The organism is Shewanella sp. CAL98-MNA-CIBAN-0140, from assembly GCF_040309905.1.
GTDB classification, from domain to species: Bacteria; Pseudomonadota; Gammaproteobacteria; order Enterobacterales; family Shewanellaceae; genus Shewanella; species Shewanella psychromarinicola.
The window spans coordinates 1-19758 of record NZ_JBEOPI010000055.1; the positions used below are offsets into that span (position 1 = coordinate 1).

General features: G+C 41.5%; 23 protein-coding genes. 15 read left to right on the forward strand and 8 right to left on the reverse strand.

Translation table 11 applies throughout. The features are described from left to right. Positions 1 to 89 precede the first annotated feature (89 nt). The 10 genes from AAEY93_RS19275 to AAEY93_RS19320 all read left to right on the forward strand — a co-directional run bounded on the left by AAEY93_RS19275 (position 90) and on the right by AAEY93_RS19320 (position 8565). Positions 90 to 620 (forward strand): 3'-5' exonuclease, encoded by a 531-nt coding sequence (locus AAEY93_RS19275; RefSeq protein WP_351079193.1) that lies wholly within the window; start codon positions 90 to 92, stop codon positions 618 to 620. A gap of 389 nt (positions 621 to 1009) precedes the next feature. Then, on the forward strand, positions 1010 to 1495 hold the full coding sequence (locus AAEY93_RS19280) for a VOC family protein (RefSeq protein WP_101033981.1): 486 nt from the start codon (positions 1010 to 1012) through the stop codon (positions 1493 to 1495). Positions 1496 to 1992: 497 nt separating this feature from the next. Then, on the forward strand, positions 1993 to 2877 hold the full coding sequence (gene metF, locus AAEY93_RS19285) for a methylenetetrahydrofolate reductase (RefSeq protein ID WP_101033982.1): 885 nt from the start codon (positions 1993 to 1995) through the stop codon (positions 2875 to 2877). Between the two features lie 214 nt (positions 2878 to 3091). Further along, positions 3092 to 3679, forward strand: coding sequence for a c-type cytochrome (locus AAEY93_RS19290; protein ID WP_164839541.1), 588 nt, complete (start codon positions 3092 to 3094; stop codon positions 3677 to 3679). A gap of 10 nt (positions 3680 to 3689) precedes the next feature. Further along, positions 3690 to 4808 (forward strand): c-type cytochrome, encoded by a 1119-nt coding sequence (locus AAEY93_RS19295; protein ID WP_124012556.1) that lies wholly within the window; start codon positions 3690 to 3692, stop codon positions 4806 to 4808. 252 nt (positions 4809 to 5060) lie between these two features. Beyond that, on the forward strand, positions 5061 to 5339 hold the full coding sequence (locus tag AAEY93_RS19300; RefSeq protein ID WP_206191828.1) for a cysteine-rich CWC family protein: 279 nt from the start codon (positions 5061 to 5063) through the stop codon (positions 5337 to 5339). Positions 5340 to 5358: 19 nt separating this feature from the next. Beyond that, positions 5359 to 5724 carry a cupin domain-containing protein gene (locus AAEY93_RS19305; protein WP_351079173.1) on the forward strand — a complete coding sequence of 122 codons (366 nt, stop codon included), beginning with the start codon at positions 5359 to 5361 and terminating at the stop codon, positions 5722 to 5724. A 221-nt stretch (positions 5725 to 5945) separates the two neighbouring features. Next, positions 5946 to 6119, forward strand: a complete 174-nt coding sequence (locus tag AAEY93_RS19310) for a hypothetical protein (protein ID WP_233768616.1) — start codon at positions 5946 to 5948, stop codon at positions 6117 to 6119. A 562-nt stretch (positions 6120 to 6681) separates the two neighbouring features. After that, positions 6682 to 8046 (forward strand): alanine/glycine:cation symporter family protein, encoded by a 1365-nt coding sequence (locus AAEY93_RS19315; protein WP_101033986.1) that lies wholly within the window; start codon positions 6682 to 6684, stop codon positions 8044 to 8046. 120 nt (positions 8047 to 8166) lie between these two features. After that, positions 8167 to 8565, forward strand: a complete 399-nt coding sequence (locus AAEY93_RS19320; RefSeq protein WP_351079178.1) for a hypothetical protein — start codon at positions 8167 to 8169, stop codon at positions 8563 to 8565. 127 nt (positions 8566 to 8692) lie between these two features. On the opposite strand, the gene AAEY93_RS19325 is transcribed toward AAEY93_RS19320, so the two are convergent. Beyond that, complete coding sequence (locus tag AAEY93_RS19325; protein ID WP_101033988.1) at positions 8693 to 10045, reverse strand: flavohemoglobin expression-modulating QEGLA motif protein; 1353 nt, start codon at positions 10043 to 10045, stop codon at positions 8693 to 8695. 235 nt (positions 10046 to 10280) lie between these two features. Here AAEY93_RS19325 and AAEY93_RS19330 point away from each other — a divergent pair, with 235 nt between their 5' ends. Further along, positions 10281 to 11258, forward strand: coding sequence for a PDC sensor domain-containing protein (locus AAEY93_RS19330; protein WP_351079180.1), 978 nt, complete (start codon positions 10281 to 10283; stop codon positions 11256 to 11258). 92 nt (positions 11259 to 11350) lie between these two features. Here AAEY93_RS19330 and AAEY93_RS19335 read toward each other — a convergent pair whose 3' ends face one another. The 5 genes from AAEY93_RS19335 to AAEY93_RS19355 all read right to left on the reverse strand — a co-directional run bounded on the left by AAEY93_RS19335 (position 11351) and on the right by AAEY93_RS19355 (position 14712). Continuing rightward, a complete protein-coding gene (locus AAEY93_RS19335) occupies positions 11351 to 11527 on the reverse strand; it encodes a PA3496 family putative envelope integrity protein (protein ID WP_164839435.1) in 177 nt (58 codons plus the stop codon). A 345-nt stretch (positions 11528 to 11872) separates the two neighbouring features. Beyond that, positions 11873 to 12559 carry a TorF family putative porin gene (locus AAEY93_RS19340; protein WP_101033990.1) on the reverse strand — a complete coding sequence of 229 codons (687 nt, stop codon included), beginning with the start codon at positions 12557 to 12559 and terminating at the stop codon, positions 11873 to 11875. Between the two features lie 388 nt (positions 12560 to 12947). Continuing rightward, positions 12948 to 13220 (reverse strand): HU family DNA-binding protein, encoded by a 273-nt coding sequence (locus AAEY93_RS19345; protein ID WP_101033991.1) that lies wholly within the window; start codon positions 13218 to 13220, stop codon positions 12948 to 12950. 157 nt (positions 13221 to 13377) lie between these two features. Further along, positions 13378 to 14175, reverse strand: coding sequence for a response regulator (locus tag AAEY93_RS19350; RefSeq protein WP_101033992.1), 798 nt, complete (start codon positions 14173 to 14175; stop codon positions 13378 to 13380). A 138-nt stretch (positions 14176 to 14313) separates the two neighbouring features. Beyond that, a complete protein-coding gene (locus AAEY93_RS19355; protein WP_232772135.1) occupies positions 14314 to 14712 on the reverse strand; it encodes a hypothetical protein in 399 nt (132 codons plus the stop codon). Positions 14713 to 14778: 66 nt separating this feature from the next. Between AAEY93_RS19355 and AAEY93_RS19360 the strand changes: the two genes are divergently transcribed. Then, positions 14779 to 15288 carry a DUF4240 domain-containing protein gene (locus tag AAEY93_RS19360; protein WP_124012550.1) on the forward strand — a complete coding sequence of 170 codons (510 nt, stop codon included), beginning with the start codon at positions 14779 to 14781 and terminating at the stop codon, positions 15286 to 15288. Between the two features lie 228 nt (positions 15289 to 15516). Continuing rightward, the gene (locus AAEY93_RS19365) at positions 15517 to 16041 is read left to right on the forward strand and encodes a DUF3016 domain-containing protein (RefSeq protein WP_351079186.1); all 525 of its coding nucleotides are present in this window, start codon (positions 15517 to 15519) and stop codon (positions 16039 to 16041) included. 232 nt (positions 16042 to 16273) lie between these two features. On the opposite strand, the gene AAEY93_RS19370 is transcribed toward AAEY93_RS19365, so the two are convergent. Further along, positions 16274 to 16582, reverse strand: coding sequence for a prephenate dehydrogenase (locus AAEY93_RS19370; RefSeq protein ID WP_351079189.1), 309 nt, complete (start codon positions 16580 to 16582; stop codon positions 16274 to 16276). A 52-nt stretch (positions 16583 to 16634) separates the two neighbouring features. On the opposite strand from AAEY93_RS19370, the gene AAEY93_RS19375 reads away from it, so the two are divergent. Both AAEY93_RS19375 and AAEY93_RS19380 read left to right on the forward strand, forming a co-directional pair. Beyond that, positions 16635 to 17543, forward strand: a complete 909-nt coding sequence (locus AAEY93_RS19375) for a TraB/GumN family protein (protein ID WP_124012548.1) — start codon at positions 16635 to 16637, stop codon at positions 17541 to 17543. Between the two features lie 304 nt (positions 17544 to 17847). Continuing rightward, positions 17848 to 18681, forward strand: a complete 834-nt coding sequence (locus AAEY93_RS19380; protein WP_198554835.1) for a MaoC family dehydratase — start codon at positions 17848 to 17850, stop codon at positions 18679 to 18681. Between the two features lie 99 nt (positions 18682 to 18780). On the opposite strand, the gene AAEY93_RS19385 is transcribed toward AAEY93_RS19380, so the two are convergent. After that, positions 18781 to 19671: an aldo/keto reductase gene (locus AAEY93_RS19385; protein WP_124012547.1), complete on the reverse strand. Its 891-nt coding sequence runs from the start codon at positions 19669 to 19671 to the stop codon at positions 18781 to 18783. Positions 19672 to 19758: the final 87 nt, after the last annotated feature.

A 19758-nucleotide genomic window follows, 5' to 3' on the forward strand; every position in this document is an offset into this window, starting at 1 on the left:
AATTAATTTTGAAAGCCTGCTGGCTCTAGCTTGCTCTATAATTTGGCTGCCAATGTGAAAGATCAACAGCCCCTAGTCTAGAGAATATAATCGTTGTCACAAACAAAGCAGACTCGATAAGTGCAATAGCGGAGTTGAGATCACACTCTTGTTTAGGGTTTGATACAGAGAGCAAACCTTGTTTTATAAAAGGTGAGGTAAGTGATGGACCTCATCTAATTCAGCTAGCCACAAAATCTAAAGTATTCTTATTTCCTACAAAATTTTATGAAAATTTTACTGCAATCTCAGAAATATTATCTGATCCAACAATAAGGAAGGTAGGTTTTGGATTGAAAGAAGATAAAAAAATTCTTTTTAGAAAATTTGGAATTAAATTAGTAAATACAGAAGAACTATCTTCAAAAGTGATGCGTTTTGCGCATGTGAAACAACGCGTTGGCGCTAGAGTTGCAGTTGCAATGTTTTTTAATCAACGGCTATCGAAGAGTGCACAACAATCAAATTGGTCAATATTTCCTCTACACGATCATCAGAAAAGATACGCAGCAAATGATGCACATACAGCACTATTAATAGAACTAGAAATTGAACTAGAAATAGAAAGACAGAGCCATTAATCTCCCTAAAGCATATGAGCCTCTCACCAATCAAGAGACAACATTAGCTTATTTGACCAAGTAAATATGCCTGCTGACAATTAGTTAGGTTCATCAAACTCCCTGCACTGCCTCTGCACTTACCAGCCATTTATAAAACCCGTTACTGCATTTCTACCTGATTGATCTCAAGCTTTATTGCTGTGCTGGACTTGTCTAATTGTCTCAGGCTGAGCCATTGCTTGATTAACTTCTATTTTTTCAACTAACCAAAAAATCATAAATTAAAATCATAAGTTAAAATTATTAATTTAATAATATTTGATAATTTTTATTTATGCCTCGTTCGCCGTAAGATTACTCCATCGAAACAAATGACGAATTAATAAATAGTTTTTTAGGAGTAAGTTATGAAAATGAATCACGTAGGTTTGATGGTTGGCGACATGGATAAAGCGGTTGAGTTTTACACTAAAGCGCTGGGTCTAAAAGTGGTAATGGGTAACACTAAGGTTCAAGAAGAACGTGAAACTGCGATTGGCAGAATGTGTGTGGCCGTTTTTGGTGAAGGCTTTAAAGGCTTTAACATTGCACACTTAGTCACGACTGACGGTATTGGTGTTGAGATGTTTGAAATGAAAGATCGTCAAGAACGTCATGAAGTTGATTTCACCCGTATTGGTATCTTCCACTTTTGTTTGCAAACAGATGACTTTGAAGGTGCAATTGCACGTACTGTGCAATATGGCGGTAAAGCACGTATGGATATCACGCGCTACCACCCAGAAGACGACAACAATCTAACCCAAATGGTGTACTTAGAAGACCCGTTTGGCAACTTGTTTGAACTTTACTCGCACACCTATGAAGAAACTTACTCCACTGATTACGAGTAATTTCTTAAGGTTATCCGCACTGCTTAAAAGCTACCTAAAGGGTGGCTTTTTTATGCCTGACGATAAATTTTCTCGGCTGCGTTGGTTCATTGTCAACTTACAAACTCAGTTCATGTTAACCCATCAAACAAGTGGTAAAGCTTGATCAAGGTAATGCTTAGCTTCTCATCAATCGCATACGAAACTTCCTTGATGTTAGCCCCTTAGTATTAGTCCCTTAGTATTAGTCCCATGGTATTAGTCCCATGGTAGTTCTTCATGGTGTCATAAAGACTTGCCGACACACACCGATGTCTGCGTAACCCACTTAGTTAGCGCTATCTGTATTGCCTGCAATTTAGGCGTAGACTTAAATTGACCGCATTGATGGTTTTTTAGCTTGACTTAGAATACAGTTAAACTAGTATATGGACATACAGACGTCCAAACGGCTAAATAATGTAAGTTTGCTGATTGGTATAGACTCCGAAGTTTTACAGAAGTTGAAGGAACACATTATGGCTTTTCATCATGCACAACATGCCCAATCGTTAAACCAGAGCTTGTCTGAGCTAAATGATATTAATGTGTCTTTTGAGTTTTTTCCGCCTTCAACGCCAGCGATGGAAGAGATCTTGTGGAACTCTATTCGTCGCTTAGAACCGTTAAACCCTAAATTTGTGTCAGTAACTTATGGTGCCAATTCAGGCGTCCGCGACCGAACTCATAGCGTGATTGAGCGTATCCAGAAAGAAACCAACTTAGTTGCCGCGCCGCATTTAACTTTGGTTGATGCCAGTGATGAAGAGTTAGTTGAATTGGCGAAACATTATTGGAAATCTGGCATTAAAGATATTGTTGCCTTGCGGGGGGACTTACCTGATGGCAGTCCAAAACCAACGCGTTTTGCTAATGATTTAGTGCGCTTATTACGCTCTGTTGCAGACTTTGATATTTCGGTTGCTGCTTATCCAGAAGTGCATCCCGATGCGCGTAATGCTCAAGCTGATTTAATCCACTTAAAAAAGAAAATTGATGCTGGCGCCAACCGTGCGATTACCCAGTTTTTCTTCGATGTTGAATCTTATTTGCGTTTTCGCGATCGCTGCGTCACGGCTGGCATTGATGTGGAGATTATCCCGGGGATATTACCTGTGACTAACTTTAAGCAGACCAAGCGTTTTGCTGATATGACTAACGTGGCCATTCCGCATTGGTTACACCGCCAGTTTGAAGGCCTCGATGACGATGCTGCAACGCGTCAGCTTGTCGGGGCTAATGTTGCGATTGATATGGTGAAAGTGTTGTCTCGTGAAGGGGTTAAAGATTTTCATTTTTACACCCTAAACCGCGCTGAGTTAACTTATGCTATTTGCCATACCTTGGGTGTGCGTCCGAAGTAACAGAGTGTAGCGTTTACTCAAATTACCCCCCGTTAATGGTCTCATTAGCGGGTTTTTTGTTTAATATTAACGGTTTTTTGTTTAAATATTAGACGTTTGCCGTATTCTTTTTTCAATTTTTTTGGCCTATGGTGGTATGACAATAATTAATGACTAAAGAGGTGTGATGATGAAAACATCCTTTTACGTGCTCAGTGTGTTGGCTGGCATAACGATGGTTAATGTTATGCAAGCTCAAGCCGCAGAAACATCTTCCCCACAACAAGCTATTCCGGCAGTCGCGCAGTTGTGTGCATCCTGCCATGGCGCTCAAGGTCAAGGCATCGATATTATCGGCCCTCGTTTAGCGGGGTTGTCGGCTGAATATATTAGCAATCAACTGAAGTTATTCCACGCAAATAAACGTCAAAATCCGATCATGTTAGCCATGGCTGCGACGGTGCAGGGCGACAATATCGCCGTGGTAGCAGATTATTTTAGTCACCAGCCAGTGGATGAGATCCAGCTGCAATTTCGTGGTGATAAGGTGGCCATTAGCGATCCTTTTGAAGCAATAGCCTTTCAAGGTGATTGGTCGCGGACTATTCCGGCTTGTACCAGTTGTCATGGTCCATCGGGAGTGGGTGGCGGGCAATTCCCTCGCTTAGCCGGTCAGCAAGCCAGTTACCTTAAAACCCAGCTATTAGCCTGGCAAGATGGCACTCGCAGTGGCGATGTAGACAATATGATGGGCAATATTGCCTTGAAATTAACCGCAGCCGAAATTGATGGTTTATCTCAATATTTTGCCAATTTAAAATAAGGACATGGCTATGAAATTATTATTGCTAATGACCGTTGGTGTCCTGTTTAGTGTGCCTTTACAGGCCAATGAGCTGTCTACCGATCCTGCGCCCAAGCTGACAGTAAAAGCTACTGAGGCCACAACCACATTGCCCGATCGTCAAACTGCCTTGCCATCGGTAGACAAAAAATCGGCTGATATCTATCTACAACCTGCGCCATTAACTGATATTCCTGCAGGTGATTTTGGTGACAAAGTTCGACTGGGTTACCAATTGTTTGTTAATACTCAGCAACTGCGCGATAAGTACGTTGGCAATCAACTTAATTGTGTTAATTGTCATATGAATGCAGGGCAACAAGCTAATTCATCGCCATTATGGGCGGCCTATTTTGCGTATCCTGCTTATCGTAAGAAAAATGATAAGGTAAACAGTTTTCAAGAACGTATTCAAGGCTGTTTTACTTACTCGATGAATGGTAAAGCGCCAGCATCTGGTTCGCCCGAATTAGTGGCAATATCTGCTTATTCGTACTGGCTCGGTATGAGTGGATTAATGCAACAATATAACCTCAGTGGCCCTGTGCCTGAATTGTCTGATGCTGAGCTGGTTAAAGGCGCTAAGCGGGATGATTTTCCTATGCCAGCCTCCATCACTAAACATCTAGATATCACAGCGTTAAGCCAGCTACCTGGGCGTGGTTTTCCTAAAGCACCTCAACCAGAATTAGCTTATTCTCCAGAACGCGGCGTGGCAGTATATCAAGCACATTGCCAAGCATGTCATGGTGGCGATGGCCAAGGACAAATAATTGCAGGTGTTGCAGCATTACCACCATTATGGGGCCCTCAAAGTTTTAATTGGGGGGCCGGCATGCATAGGGTCAATACCGCTGCTGATTTTATTTATGAAAATATGCCTTTGGGTAAAAGTGTGCAACTCACTGTTCAGCAAGCTTGGGATGTAGCCGCCTATGTTAATTCGTTTGATCGGCCACAAGATCCTCGTTTTGACGGCGATGTGAGCAAAACGCAAGCTACTTACCATAAGCATCAGGGGTTTTACGGTCAATCCGTTGCAGGTAAGCCTGTTTTGGGGACTGAGTCGTATCCTGTTTTTCCGCTTAAAAAGAGTCTTACACCTTGATATTAGTTGTTCGTAAGCTTTGAGCTATATAGGCTTTAATTTATATAAGCTTTGATTTATATAAACTTTGATTTACAAACAATGAATCGCTGTAAATGATGCCCATTGAGTTAACGCTTGGTGGGTATTTTTGTAGGTATTCAATTTATTTACTCTAATGTCATGCCCATAGCGCTTATTGAGCATAATGATGCTAAATGTCATTATAGTCACTCTACCTACTCATTTATTCTCACCATCATAGGCAGGGCGATGACATTACTAATACCCACAGCGCAGACTTGTCCATTATGCCAGCAAACCAATGGCTGTGCGATGGAGCAAGGATTAGACATCAATGCTTGTTGGTGTGCTAAGCAAGCGCAGCATGTGCCATCTGTCATTGCGCAGTATAAAGCAACATCCACTTTGCCTACTTTAGCGGATAACCAATGTATTTGTCAGTCATGTATGGCTAAGCTGGTGCAACAATTCAATATCGATCCCGTCGAAACTTACTTGCCATCGCAATCGCCAGAACCAGAATCATAACTCATTAGGGGAAGCCGCTATGCAAGCAAAAGTCATCAACTTCAACGATAAGTTTAACCAGTTTAGCCAACATTGGTCGCCACGTGTTATTGCACAATTGAATGATTATCAATTTAAATTAGTCAAGGTGGCGGGTGAGTTTGTTTGGCATAAACATCTTGATACTGACGAAGTATTTATAGTGATTGAGGGGACCTTGCATATTGCTTTTCGTGACAAGGATATTACGCTTCAGGCAGGTGAGATGGTGGTTGTTCCCAAAGGTGTTGAGCATAAACCTATGGCGAATGATGAATGTAAAATCATGATTATTGAACCTCAAGGTGTGGTCAATACGGGCGAGGTTAAAAGCGATCTTACTGGGTTAAATGATCAGTGGATATAGTGGTGGCTGGCGCGGATCATTTAAGACGCTTCTTAGCCAATACAATCGCACTTTTAGTATTACTCGTTGCAGGAACTTAAGCGGCTTGTTTAATGATATAGTACTGTTAAATCGGTGTTAATTTTTGTTGTTAGCCTGCTGTTAGTCGGTATACTGAGATTATTAGTTTTTGGCGAAGCCTTAAAGACTGACCTATATCTTATGTACACCAGTGGATATTAATGCTGAGAAAAACGCTCGTTATCGCCGCGGCTATTATTGCGATACCTTTTGTTGTCGCGCTATTTATTCAAAAAGATTATTTAGTCACCCGCACTCTTACCATAGATAGGCCGATTGCTGAGGTTTTTGATTATGTTAACTATCTAAAAAACCAAGATAACGTTAGCAAGTAGGCGCAAAAGGATCTCGATATGGTGAAAAGCTATCGTGGTACGGATGCGACAGTGGTTTTTGTATCAGCCTAGGCAAGTGAAAATCCCAATGTAGGTTTGGGCGAGCAACAAATTATCGCCATAGATGAAGGTAAACGTATCGACTTTGAATGACGGTTTTTTTCACCCTTTGAAGCGACTAAACCTGCTTATATGACCACCGAAGCCGTTAACACTAATCAAACAAAAGTTAATTGGGGTTTTAGTGGTCATTGTGCTTATTCAACAAAGGTAATGTTTTTATTTGTCGACGTTGACACCTTGATAAGTGCTGATGTAAAGCAAGGTCTGGATACGTTAAACGTCGTTCTAGAACAATAAACTATTTATGTTGATCATAGCCAGATGTCGCTACAGCGTTGTTAAGTTAACGATGATTACTACCTGTGCATGCACAGTTGCTATGGTTAACTAATATAGGGGTCATCTAAAGGTTATTATATTCCAACGCAATTGAGCCGTTTAAAAAACAATAATAATGACAACTTTCGACATAAGTCGTTACTCAATAAGAGGTTTTTACATGGAAGCAGTTACACAATTTGTCAGTATGATTAATAGTATCGTATGGGGTGTTCCCATGCTGGTTATGATTTTAGGCGTCGGGTTGTTTTTGTCGATTGGGCTAAAGTTTATGCCTATTTTGAAGCTAAACCGAGGCTTTAAATTATTATGGTCGGGTCGTCAGGTCACTGATGAAACTGAAAAAGGGGATGTTAGCCCGTTTAACGCGTTAATGACGTCTTTATCTGCGACCATCGGAACCGGTAATATTGCCGGTGTGGCCACGGCCATTTTTATTGGTGGTCCAGGGGCATTATTTTGGATGTGGTGTACAGCGCTTGTCGGGATGGCGACCAAGTTTTCGGAAGCGGTACTGGCGGTGAAATTTCGTGAGACAGACGCTAATGGTAACCACGTTGGCGGTCCGATGTACTACATTAAAAATGGCTTAGGCAGTAAGTGGGCTTGGTTAGGTACTGCATTTGCCATTTTTGGATCTATTGCTGGTTTTGGTATTGGTAATACCGTACAAGCTAACTCTGTTGCCGATGCCATGAGCAGCAACTTTGGCGTACCTAATTGGGTCACAGGCGTGGTGTTGATGGTGCTGGTTGGTGCGGTGTTAATGGGCGGTATTAAGCGCATTGCTGAAGTGGCCGGTAAGCTGGTGCCCTTGATGACAGTGTTTTATATCACCGCGGGTTTAGCGGTATTGATTGTGAATGCTGATCAAGTACCGGCGGCATTTTTATTAATTATACACAGTGCGTTTAATCCAGTCGCGGCTCAAGGTGGTTTTGCGGGGGCGGCTGTGTGGGCTGCGATCCGTTTTGGTGTGGCTCGAGGCGTGTTTTCAAATGAGGCAGGCTTGGGTAGTGCGCCAATTGCTCATGCCGCTGCACAAACCAATAACCCAGTAAAGCAAGGCTTAGTGGCGATGTTAGGCACCTTTATTGACACGCTTATTGTGTGTTCAATTACCGGTTTGGCAATTATAGTCTCTGGTGCGTGGACCTCTGGTGAAAACGGCGCGGCATTGACTTCACTTGCTTTTTCTCATGCATTGCCCATGGGTAATTACATTGTGGCAATCGCATTGGCTGTGTTTGCTTTTACCACTATTCTAGGGTGGAGTTTTTACAGCGAAAAGTGTGTTCAGTACCTTTTAGGTGATAAAGCGATAAAACCATTTCGTCTTCTTTGGACCTTAGTTGTGCCATTAGGCGCCGTCAGCTCATTAGAGTTTATTTGGCTACTAGCCGATACATTGAATGCGATGATGGCGATCCCCAACTTAATTGCGCTAGTGTTATTAAGCCCGGTCGTGTTTGGCTTAACCCGTGAGTATTTTATTAAGCAACGTGGATTAAAAGCCAAAGCCTAGATGTTGAAAATAGTTCGGCAAAATAGCTGCGCTATCTAGTTCGTTAATCTAGTTTAACAATAGTGACTATGAGCATGTTCATCAGCACATTGATGAGTATGCTTTTTAAAAAGGATTTTTATGAGGCAGATTGTTTTTACGGTATCAAGTGCTGCAATGTTGATCGCGGTGCTAGTGTCGGGTTGCTCTAACCTGTCACTGCGAACCAATGCGGGTACACTTGCTTTAGGCAACGCTACGATAGCAGGGGTTGATACCTATACCTCTACAGAAATATCCAGGTTCAAAGCGCAGTTTCTTGGCGATGTGACCACTTCATATTGTGAAATTTCATCGAATCCTGAGAAGTTAGATGATCTCCCAAGTACGTCTTCAATGATTAAGTCACTCAAATTACAAGTGACCCAACGAGGCGGTAATGCCATTGTGTTGAAGCAATGCGGCAAAGTTAATTACCCATCTTGTGCTGTTTATTTAGAGTGTAACGGCGAGGCGTATGTCATCGACCGTGGTTTTTAGCGCGATGAGTTTTTAACGTTTATTACAGCCATGCAATAGGCGTTAGTTCAACCTTTACTAAGTGCTCTTTGTTTAACAGGCTAAGTGCGACTATGTCACATTTAGCCTGTTAGATTTCCAGTGTGGTTTATTCGAAGTTGTTGTCAAACTCTGAATCTTCAAATAAGTCGACCGCGGAGGTTGGCGTAACATTTTTGAATTGGCGGGCAAAATGACGCTGGACCCCTTTTAAATCGATGTTGCCAATACCCGAGGAAAAACCAAACCAAGCATAAAGGCCACTAATATCTGCAAACATACGCGGTAAATATTTCGGTTGAGCAATAATGCCTTCTTGGTAGGCCTGATACAGTACCGGAATATCTTCGATGGCGAGTTTACCTAAAAATAGCATTGGGATTAACTCAGGTAATCCGGTGCTAATCGCACTTCGAATAAAGTTAATGTTTTCAACATAACCGCGCACATAAGAAATATCTTTGGTGAAAAAACTACCGCCGCTGACCATGCCACCACGAAACACCCGTTGAGTAACCCGATAGCTGTCTTTTGAGCTTAGATTAAGGTTTCTAAAGTAGCGATAGACCTCAATAAAGTCAGCTCCTTGTTCAGCCATGTCGACGGCGGATACGCGGTCACTGATACGCCGAGCACGTCCAGGATTTGAGCTAAGCGTTAGCATCTCCATTAATACTGCTAAACCTTCTTGCGACGCTGTCACACGTGGCGAGCCGACACTGAGCCAAGTTGCATGGGGTTGAGCGCGACCGTTAAGTGTGGTGCCCACATGAACCCAGCCTTCATGTACCTCATATACATTAAGATCCGACTCACTAAACATGGCGCGAGTGTTCAGCTTTACGGTATCGCCACCCACCGACGCATCAGACACAATACCATCACTCAATTGAACGTGAATCTCGTCGTCGTGAAAATACTTTACTAAGCGTTCGCTCAATACATTTACCGCTTCTGGGGCGGTAACAATCTTAGGATGACGGCTACTCATGTGGCGCGCGGCTGGCAACGAAAAGATATGGCTTAAGCGATCGCCAAGTTGGCGTAAAGTGTGACGATCGCCATGTAACTTGTGGCTCGCACTGCCGTATAGCTCTTGGCTAAGTTTACCAAACATGGGGTTTCCACGATTGTGGAGCATGTCTATCACGATCCGATATTGATCAATGTTTGCCAGTAGAATTTTAGCTAATTTATCGCGTTTACCTAAACCACGCTCAACGGCACTTTTTAAGCCTTGCAGGTCGGTTTGGGTTTGATCTGCATTAAATGCCAGAGGAATAGACTGATAGAAATCATTGCTGACATTGGGCAACGTTTTACTTTGTTTCGCTAAAAAATCATCTTCAATTTGTCTTGGCCATTTTATCGAGTCTAAAATTTTAATGGGTGCTTGGATGCGAATCAATTCATCAGAAAAACGACGAATATCTTGTTGATAACGCAATAAAGAGTCAGACATTGTCTTTTCCTAATCTAGATAAGGTTGTAAGCAGTATTAGCACCCATATTAGCAGATGTTGATCACAAAACGGCAATGATAAAAGACAGCATATTCAGCACTGTTTTAGTGCAATTTATCACTGTATTTCGCCTTTTCTCGCTGATAGTTTTTTTAAGTGTCTGAAAATAATAGTTTATTATTTATGGCATTAAAACTGCTTTGTCTAAAGTAATCATAATTAAAAGGAATATTTATGGCAGCGATGAGCTATTTAAGTGTGATTGAGCGTTATCATGAATATGAAAATTTGGTACACGAATTATTAGAGTCTATTTTGATCGGTGTGGGAGATATTAATTTATTCGAACAACCCATATCGGCTAAAATTTTTGAAGATATGGCAATAAGCTATCCCTTCGTGGATCTTATCTATTTACTTGATAAAAAAGGGATACAAATGTGTCCTAATATCAGCGTCATTAATCAGCAAGTTAAGTTAATGACCTGCGGTCATCATGCTGATCGAAGTCAGCGACCTTATTTTACTCAATTAGCTGCCATCGACACAGTCCATATTACCCGGCCCTATTTATCTAATTCCGGTGCGGGATTGTGTTTGTCGGCATCGCAAATGATTAAATCGACCTCTGGGCAAGTGGTTATTGTGGTTATTGATGTTAACTTAACACGATTGATCGAGTTTATGATGGGTGACAGCGCTAGGCGCAAAATTTCGCCCTTTTTTAAAAGTATTTATACTGCGATTGTACTGTGCCTTTTTGTATTGGTTAGTGTACTCATGTGGACAGTGATCCGTGATATTTACACGTTATTTAGTCAAATATCTGCAACTCATGACCCGCTAGAGCCTTTTGGTATTATCATTTTTCTTACGTTGGCATTAGCGATTTTTGATTTGGGTAAAACCATTTTAGAAGAAGAGGTGCTGATGCATAAAGATATCTTCCGCCACAGCTCCACCCGAAGAACGATTACTCGATTTATTTCAACCATTCTGATTGCGATTTCAATTGAAGCCTTATTGACCATGTTTAAAGCGTCTCTGGGAGAACAACAATATATTGAGCCGGCAATTTTAATGATGTTGGCGGTGGTGGGATTATTGGTGGGCTTGGGTATATATGTGTATTTAGGCGCAAAAGCTGAGTTGTTGCTCACGCAAACACAAGTTGGTAAACATACGCGCAGGATACAGGCTAATAATGAATAAGGTCTTACGAGTGCATTAAGATTGCTACTCACTGACTTAGTTACTCATTTAAATAGACAGGGATAAACGATACGAGCGTTTATCCCTATTTTTTAGAAGAAGTCGTCATCGCCAATTGCTTTACGTAATTGAGCTTGTTCGAGGAAATCTTCTAATCTTCGTTTTACTTGGCGTTTATGTTGTAATGCTTCAGCGGATTTAACGTTTCTAGGCGTTGTCATCGCGTCCATCTCTGTGTCATCAGGCACTCTTTCAGTAAGATTAGCCATAACAAAAACCTCAGGTTGAATAAAAGCGTGGTATTAATTCAATGAGCATTTTCTAACTAAAAAAACGTAAATAGGGAAGTAAAATATTTTTCCTCAATTGGACAGCTATTTTTACCTTTCTCTCTGAGCTTAGCAGTAAATGTATTTCTTGCTAGTAAAATATATAACCTTGTAGGTGCAGTGTATTTATCGCTAAATATTTTTGATGTTGTGATGTGATGTTGTGATGTGATGTTGTGATGTCCTGAGATAATGACTCCAGATCAATACAGATAAAAAAACGCCACCTTTCAAGTAGGTGGCGTCGATATACGCAAAAAAGTGAGTGTGGGAGAGTGTTACTCGTTATAGCGTAAACCCGTACGAGTAGCCTAGAACTACTTTTGCATCATTGTCTGGTAAGTCAGTGTCAGACGCCATAAACGATACTGTACCGATATCGGTTTCAGCACTTAATGTGACGTTGTAATCTGCATAAGTGTCACCGAATAAATCTTCAACCACATCGCCTTGTGAATAACCGTAGTGGAATGCGACGCTGAGTTTTTCTGTTAACGGAAAACTGGCATTGGCTTGAATATAGTTCCAGTCAGTTTCGTCATCTGCACCTGACACACCATTATCAGCATTGATCACTTGAGAATAGCCGACATCTAACCATTTCCAACCTAATACCAGAGAGACTTCACCAAAGTCAATGCTGCCACCGGCATCTGGATAGGCATAATAAAGGTAGCTGATGTCGTAAGTTAGGTCTTCAGTAAAGTTACCACCATAACCGCCGTAAAGATCTAACTCGTAGCTGGTTTCATCACCGAAATCGACATTAGATGCCCAAGTACCAGCATAAAATCCAGAGTCATGAGCATAGTCAATGCCACCTTGAATGGCTGCTTCATTATTGGTTTGCGTGGTGCCACGCCATAAATAGTTTGATGTTGCGCCAATATTGCCAGTGACTTCAGCAAGGGCAGAGCCGCTTAGTAATAAGCCAGTTGATAATGCAATTGCTTGATATAGTGATTTTTTCATCTTCATCCCTTAACGTTTTATTATCACAGAGGCATTTATTTTTATTAAATGAACTCAATGTTGGTTTATCTGAAGATTAAATAGCGAATCGCGTGCCAACTCTGTTTTTTTAAATTAATCATAAACTTATATATTTATGGATCATTTTGTTGCATCTTTGTTGCGGCTTAATGATGCAGGGTTGCACTTTTTTTGTGCAACAATACCTTGAGGTGTAGCTATTTGCTTATGTTGTGTAGGTTCGTTTTTTTCTCGATACGATAGGGTTAAGGATGGGATCTTTTATAGTGTGTAGCTCAGGCTCTCGCAGATAATCAACCTTGGGAAATGAGCAATAAAAAACCTCCATTGAGGAGGCTTCTATCAAAAAAAGTACTACACGTAAAAATTAATTAACGCTGTCTTTTAAGGTTTTGCCAGCTTTAAACTTAGGTACTGTAGCGGCTGCAATTTGAATTTCTTTACCCGTTTGTGGGTTACGGCCAGTACGAGCAGCACGTTGAGTGGTTTCAAAAGAGCCAAAACCAACAATAGAAATCTTGTCACCATTTTTCATCGCTTCAGTAACCGCTTGTTCGAAAGATTTTAGAGCGCGGCCAGCTTCAGCTTTAGTTAACTCAGCATTTTCAGCAATTTTTGCAATTAATTCACTTTTGTTCATATTGATATTCTCTGCTTTCCATAGAAGTGATTTTGTAAAACATTATTAACATGCCACAAGCTATGCTGGTTTAAAAGCACTTTATCCCATAAATTCAGTATCTGTAATAGTTTTAAAGCAAATTATGTTGAAATAATGGCTTTATTTACGCTGTCAGTTACTCATCCAGTAGTTGGTAAAGTATTTTCTTGACTAACTTTGGTTCAAAAGGCTTATCACATAAGGCGTTAACTCCTGCACTAAAGACATTACTTAAGTGAGTTTCATTGGCTTCAGACGATACCATTAGGATCGGGATATGTGATTGATGACTTTGATTGCGGATATATTGGGTTAATGCCAGTCCGTCTACTGAGGGCATGTTGTAGTCGGTTATCACTAAATCATACATATTATCTTGCATTAGGCTGATGGCTTGTTCACCGTCGACCGCTTCGGTGATCAGTTGCATCCCTAAGTTGCCTATGGTGCGTTTGATGACATTGCGCGCCATACGGCTATCGTCGACCACTAACACCCTGATGTTATGCACATCAAAATGGCTTAAATCTAGCTCGTCGTGGCTAAGTAAATCAATGGTTGAATTAAGCGCCGTCGCTAAATGTTCGGCATTAAATGGCTTAGGCAAAATAGCGACAACGCCTGACTGCCTAAATATGTCGAGTTGTTCACGTCGACACTCACTGGAAACGAGCATAAATTGAATGTCATTTAATGCTGGGGTGCTGTTGATGTACTGCAGTAGTTCAGTTGCTTCACCATCGACAAAATGCAGCGCGCTAGCAATTAGGTCGGGTTTATGGCGTTGGATAATCTCTTTGGCTTCGGTAATCGTTGCGGCAGTTTGAATACTGGTCACACCCTCTTGCTGAAGACGAGTAATAATAATTTTGCGTTGAGTCTCTGAAGGTTCAAGTAATAGGATGGATAACTCACTCGGGGATAAACTGGTCATATTTTACGTTCCAAAAATATATTTATTATTATATTTATTATTATTCTAATGTAGCATTTATGGGTAATTTATACCCTCAAAATACTTTAAGGATGACAATCAAACCTGAGTAATATCGTCTTATATTTATGTTTGTATTTACTTTTTAATAAGATAGTCTCGAGTCACATTCGACAGCCCTACCCACCATTGAAATACCACTAGGCTCAACAGTAATAACCATAGAGGGATCAGTGGAATGTTATAACCTTGAAAGACAAGTTTTACGTCATCAGGGGTGATTTGATAGGCAATCACCGCTGTCGTTGTCATGGCGGCAAGCCCGAGTGTTTGTAAGCTGACATAGCTGAGTAACAATATCTTTGTCCATGCCGCACGTTGCACTATACCGATTAACATCGGGATCACGCCCAGTGTTAATAAATCAAATGCTTGAAAGGTTATCGCCCGCCAAATTGCAATAAGGGTGAGTACAACATACAGTGAGATGAGGAGCATGACTCTAATTGGCATACGTGGGGCAGTGTTTTGGTTCATATTAGTCATCGAGTGGGACAATTTGAGGTAGAATATCGCACAAAATAGAGTGATGGGTACATTTAGATGACAGAAACACATTTTTGGGCGCTAGTGACCCGTGATCATGCTGAGCAGTCTTCTGCTGAACTCGAGCTGCGTTTACGCCAACAATTACAAACGTTAGACGATGAAGCGCTCAAATCATTCGATAAAATGTTAGGCCAACAGTTACGTCGTAGTTACTTATGGTCAGTCTGGGGCGCGGCATACATTGTTACTGGTTGCGATTCTGATTATGGCTTTGCTGAATTTAGGTGTTTTGTATTATCACTAGGTCAACAATGGTATGAAAAAATACTGGTTAATCCTGATAGTTTGGGTGAGCTTGAACAGTGGCCTCTAGTGGATCATTATGCCTATCCGTTTGTGGAAGATTATGACCTAATCCCAGGGCAGATTTATGAAGACCGCACGGGTCATGAATTACCGTTTGTCCCTTCAGGACAAAACTCGCCTGTAGGCAAAAAGTTTAGTACCAAACCTAAAGTGATGCGCCAAACCTATCCATTACTGAGTGCACGGTTTCCTTTTTAGTCATATGAGTTCCATGAAACGCTAATTATGGGACTATTAAGTGTTGGTTCAGCTTGAGAGGGCTATAGTTAATGTATAAAGATGATAGTACTTATCGCTAACATTTATGTTAATCATCAAAATGCGTATTGCAGCATGACAAAAAGTTGTTCTAACGGGGTGTAACTATCAAGATCACGGCTTAAATAAGTTGTAATGAAAGCATTTTAAGTCCTTTGGAGGTGTATTATGAATGTAAAATACTTACTGCTTGCTTCGGCATTGATGTGTCCAGTTGCGATGGCAGAAGACGTGCCAGAACCTAATCCGGTTACCGAAGTGGGTGTGGTTAAAATTGAATGGCAAAACCCAAAAGATTTCCGTGATATTAAAACCTCAAATGAACTCCAATCACGATTCGAAACCCGTTTATTTGAAACCTTAACCAAAAATATCAACAAACAAGCGCAAAAAATCTTAAAGCCGGATCAGAAACTTGACATGAAAGTGACTGATTTTGATTTAGCAGGAGATATGCGGCCTACTTTTGGCGCCGCACCAGGTGATTTGCGTATAGTAAAAGATCTTTATCCACCACGCGCAACATTCAGCTACACCATTACCGAGAAGGGTAACGTCGTTATCGCTGGTGATGAAAAAATTACCGACATGAGTTTTATGCACAACACGCGTCGTTTCAATAACAGCCCCTTTCAATATGAAACCACCTTGTTTACCGATTGGTTACAAAAGAGTGTTGCGCCAAAACTATAAACCTTGGCTATTGAGCACTAAGTACGGCAAATATACAGACAAAGGTGGGTTAACATACGTGTTGCCTGTTTTTTATTAAGGCTTGAATTTCATCTTTAGTGGTTTGATGAGACATTGCTGATAGCCAATTAGTTTGGCCATTGATTGTCGTCAATGATGTTAGTAAAAGCATGGCGAGAAAAGTCAAACAAGGAAGGTTGCTCCTGCATGAGGCTCAGCAGGAGCATAAAGATTATTTGGACAGTTTAAACACTTGCAGCGTTTGCAATAAGGTTGCAAGTTTTTTGACAAAGGCTTCGAGTGTTTCTGGTGCCACATGAGTGCTATTTTGCATGGCATCAAATTCTGCTACCAACTCTTGGACATAGGGTAAGAAGCGGTTGCTATTTTCTGTAAAACCTTGATCTTCTGCGAAAATCGCCACAAACTTACCGTGACCGGCCTTTCGTAACTCGTCTAGCCGAGCATCTGAATCAATGGCTTGTCTATAGGCTATTTGCAGGTTTTCTTTTATCTGTAGAAAAACATTTGTGTACGACATAGTTGCCTCATAGTGCATGTGCAAAGAATAACGTTAATTATAAGGAGCTGCTATGCCGGCAACAAGCAAAAGTCCGCTTATTTTCAATATCAGTTTGATTTATCATCGCTTACCGCGAGATTGCTACGCTTTAGCCGCGCTTATGCTGTGGTTCATGTCGGCACCAGCAGCTGCGTTGGATTCTCCGGTATTTTATAAGATTGACTATCAACAACAGCAAGCGTACTTACTGGGCTCAATTCATATTGGCCGCCAAGATTTTTATCCTTTGGCGCAGCATATTGAGTCAGCATTTAGGCAATCGGATGCGCTAGTGGTTGAAGCGGACATCAGCCAAGGGGATACCGGCGCGCTATTGCAGCAATACGGCGGTTTGTCTGCCGATATTGCTGCAGATGTTAATGCTAGCAGAAGTGTTTTTTGCCAAAGTAATCAGACCCTGTGCCAGGCATTATCACCGTATGCACCTTGGCTGCAGTCGGCGCAAATTAGTATGGGCCGTTTTGCTCAGTTAGGTTACAGTCCAGAGCAAGGCGTCGACGCTTATTTTATGGCAAATCGTCATGATAAAGCCTTGGTTGAGCTAGAAAGTATTCAGTTTCAATTTGAATTAATTTCGTCATTTTCAACGGCGACTCAGTTGCAAATGCTCGACGATTCGATTAACGCTAGCGATGGTGAAATGCTTGATTTAATTTATGCTTGGCGACAAGGGGATGACAGTGCGCTGGCGACTATTATGGAATCACAACCAGGCGATGCTGATGAATTACTCGAAAAGTTGCTGTGGCAACGTAATCACACCATGACGCAAAAAATCATCCAGTTGTTACAACATAAAACCCACAAGCAATTATTTATTGTGGTTGGCGCCGGACATATTGTCGGTCAACAAGCCATTCCTGACTTACTAAAACAACAAGGTGCAACGGTCACTCGTTGTAGCTTGTTACAATGCTAATGTCGTTGTCGCGAGGTAATATTTCAACCCCATTAGCTCAAAATAATTAGCTCAAAACAGTTAGCTGAAACAATTAGCTCATGGTGATGCCGCTTGGCCAGTAAAGTGCCGGGAAATAGTGTGTTAGTTAAGTCAATATAGGCCTTAACGACACGCTGATTTAAATGAATTAAGTAATTAGCGGTTTAGCAACACCAAGACTCTAAGGTATAATGATCCACTAACCGTTTTGCAGCACATGCTTTTTGCTGCCAATTAAGGGTACAACATTGTGAGTCACGACTACACTATCGAATTAAAAGCGATGCCTTCGCTTTTGTCTTTGTATCGCAAAATCCTGTTTGGACGTAAACCGGGATGGGACCAACAACCGCTTCCCAATATTTATGTGCAAGCACAGAATGTGGTGTTGTCTCAAGATAAAACTCGCCAATATGCTGCCGTGTGTGGTTTTGAATACGATGGAGTGCTGTTGCCGCCAACGTATTTGTATGTCTGGGCATTTCGTTTACATGCGATGATCTTTACCCATAAAGCAGTTACATTTCCGTTACTTGGAATGATCCACTTAAAAAATAGTATCCGTATATTACGCCCGGTGCGAGTCGATGAAACATTGACAGTACAGTGTGAGCTCACTGCAAGTCGCACTACCGATGCAGGACTTGAGTTTGAGCTGGCGTCAAAGGTGTTTGTCGGTGAAGAGTTGGTATGGCAAGCATTATCAACTTATTTATATCGTATTGAGTCGACAGGGCGCCGCGCTCGCCCCCCAAAAGTCTCTGAGATGGCATGGGAAAACGTACAGCAATGGCGGTTAACTGATGACTTAGGTCGTCGTTATGCTAAAGCTTCTGGCGATTATAACTTAATCCATTTACACCCTTTGTTGTCAAAACGCTTTGGTTTTGAGCGAGTGTTGGCCCATGGTATGTGGTCTAAAGCGCGTGCGTTATCTCAGTTAATGACCTTTATTGGCGAGAGACCTTTTCAGGTTGATGTTGAATTTAAATTGCCGGTGTTTATGCCGTCGGATGTAACGTTTGCATTTGAAAGTATTGAGAACGGTAAACGTTTTGAAATGCGTGACGTTAAAGGTCGTCGATCGCATTTGCAGGGTAAAGTCACCTATTTATAAGCTGATAAACCTCAAATAGAGGGGATTAAGCGTAAGTGGTTATCAAATAACGATGATAAAAAAGCTCAGGTTAATTCCTGAGCTTTTTTTATGGCAGACTTAAGGTACCGAGTGGCCCATTGCCGCTTGCCAAATACTAAACCATTGTTGGCGGTCTAGCTGAATGTTAGCTGAATTTACCGCGCTGGTTATACGTTCTAGATTGCCACTGCCGATAATGGGGGCAGGGCGACTCGGATGCATACGAACCCAGGCGTAAATGACTTGGCTAATGTCTTGTGCGCCAACTTGCTGAGCAATATCGCGCAAAGTATTGCGAATTCGAAGTGCTTGAGGCGTGTTTGCTGAAAAGATCTCCCCACCGCCCAAGCAAGACCATGCCATTGGGGTTATGCGGTGTTGTTGACACTGATCAAGTACCCCATCATGCAAGCTTTGCATGGTTAAAGGCGATATTTCTACCTGATTGGTAATCAACGGAGCGTTGAGGCGTGATTGCAATAAATCAAATTGGCTGGTGGTAAAGTTAGACACACCAAAATGACTGACTTTACCTTGCGTATGCAATTGCTCAAAAGCTGCTGCAATCTCGTCTGCATTCATCAATGGATCAGGGCGATGGATGAGTAATACATCTAAGTGATCGGTTGTTAACTCGGTGAGTGAATTTTCTACACTTTTAATGATATGCGCTTTACTGGTGTCGTAATGATTAACATAACGGCCATCATAACCATCAAACGCTGGCTTAATACCGCACTTACTGATCAGCTGCATTTGCTGACGTAATGATGGTTTTAGGGTTAAAGCTTCACCAAACAGCGTTTCACATTGGTATATGCCGTATATATCGGCATGGTCCATACAGGTTACACCAAGCTCAAGATAATGTTCAATTAAGGCAAGTCGTTGCTGTGGTGACATATTCCAAGCATCAATACGCCAAAATCCGCCAATGAAATCTGAAAAGGTAAAGGTAGGTTGGCTCATAGTTTACTGTTTAACCTCATATATGGTCTCCTCCCGTATTGCAAGGTATAACTCATCGATAACAGGGACAGGATTGCTGTCATATAT

Excerpts from the sequence above, each read along its gene's own strand:
- AAEY93_RS19320 (WP_351079178.1), top strand. The coding sequence starts at position 8,167 with ATGAGGCAGATTGTTTTTACGGTATCAAGTGCTGCAATGTTGATCGCG.
- AAEY93_RS19360 (WP_124012550.1), top strand. The coding sequence starts at position 14,779 with ATGACAGAAACACATTTTTGGGCGCTAGTGACCCGTGATCATGCTGAG.
- AAEY93_RS19365 (WP_351079186.1), top strand. The coding sequence starts at position 15,517 with ATGAATGTAAAATACTTACTGCTTGCTTCGGCATTGATGTGTCCAGTT.
- AAEY93_RS19345 (WP_101033991.1), bottom strand. The coding sequence starts at position 13,220 with ATGAACAAAAGTGAATTAATTGCAAAAATTGCTGAAAATGCTGAGTTA.
- AAEY93_RS19290 (WP_164839541.1), top strand. The coding sequence starts at position 3,092 with ATGGTTAATGTTATGCAAGCTCAAGCCGCAGAAACATCTTCCCCACAA.
- AAEY93_RS19315 (WP_101033986.1), top strand. The coding sequence starts at position 6,682 with ATGGAAGCAGTTACACAATTTGTCAGTATGATTAATAGTATCGTATGG.
- AAEY93_RS19330 (WP_351079180.1), top strand. The coding sequence starts at position 10,281 with ATGGCAGCGATGAGCTATTTAAGTGTGATTGAGCGTTATCATGAATAT.
- AAEY93_RS19325 (WP_101033988.1), bottom strand. The coding sequence starts at position 10,045 with ATGTCTGACTCTTTATTGCGTTATCAACAAGATATTCGTCGTTTTTCT.
- AAEY93_RS19335 (WP_164839435.1), bottom strand. The coding sequence starts at position 11,527 with ATGGCTAATCTTACTGAAAGAGTGCCTGATGACACAGAGATGGACGCG.
- AAEY93_RS19380 (WP_198554835.1), top strand. The coding sequence starts at position 17,848 with ATGCCTTCGCTTTTGTCTTTGTATCGCAAAATCCTGTTTGGACGTAAA.
- AAEY93_RS19340 (WP_101033990.1), bottom strand. The coding sequence starts at position 12,559 with ATGAAAAAATCACTATATCAAGCAATTGCATTATCAACTGGCTTATTA.
- AAEY93_RS19350 (WP_101033992.1), bottom strand. The coding sequence starts at position 14,175 with ATGACCAGTTTATCCCCGAGTGAGTTATCCATCCTATTACTTGAACCT.
- AAEY93_RS19310 (WP_233768616.1), top strand. The coding sequence starts at position 5,946 with ATGCTGAGAAAAACGCTCGTTATCGCCGCGGCTATTATTGCGATACCT.
- AAEY93_RS19375 (WP_124012548.1), top strand. The coding sequence starts at position 16,635 with ATGCCGGCAACAAGCAAAAGTCCGCTTATTTTCAATATCAGTTTGATT.
- AAEY93_RS19280 (WP_101033981.1), top strand. The coding sequence starts at position 1,010 with ATGAAAATGAATCACGTAGGTTTGATGGTTGGCGACATGGATAAAGCG.
- AAEY93_RS19385 (WP_124012547.1), bottom strand. The coding sequence starts at position 19,671 with ATGAGCCAACCTACCTTTACCTTTTCAGATTTCATTGGCGGATTTTGG.
- metF (WP_101033982.1), top strand. The coding sequence starts at position 1,993 with ATGGCTTTTCATCATGCACAACATGCCCAATCGTTAAACCAGAGCTTG.
- AAEY93_RS19300 (WP_206191828.1), top strand. The coding sequence starts at position 5,061 with ATGACATTACTAATACCCACAGCGCAGACTTGTCCATTATGCCAGCAA.
- AAEY93_RS19370 (WP_351079189.1), bottom strand. The coding sequence starts at position 16,582 with ATGTCGTACACAAATGTTTTTCTACAGATAAAAGAAAACCTGCAAATA.
- AAEY93_RS19295 (WP_124012556.1), top strand. The coding sequence starts at position 3,690 with ATGAAATTATTATTGCTAATGACCGTTGGTGTCCTGTTTAGTGTGCCT.
- AAEY93_RS19355 (WP_232772135.1), bottom strand. The coding sequence starts at position 14,712 with ATGAACCAAAACACTGCCCCACGTATGCCAATTAGAGTCATGCTCCTC.
- AAEY93_RS19305 (WP_351079173.1), top strand. The coding sequence starts at position 5,359 with ATGCAAGCAAAAGTCATCAACTTCAACGATAAGTTTAACCAGTTTAGC.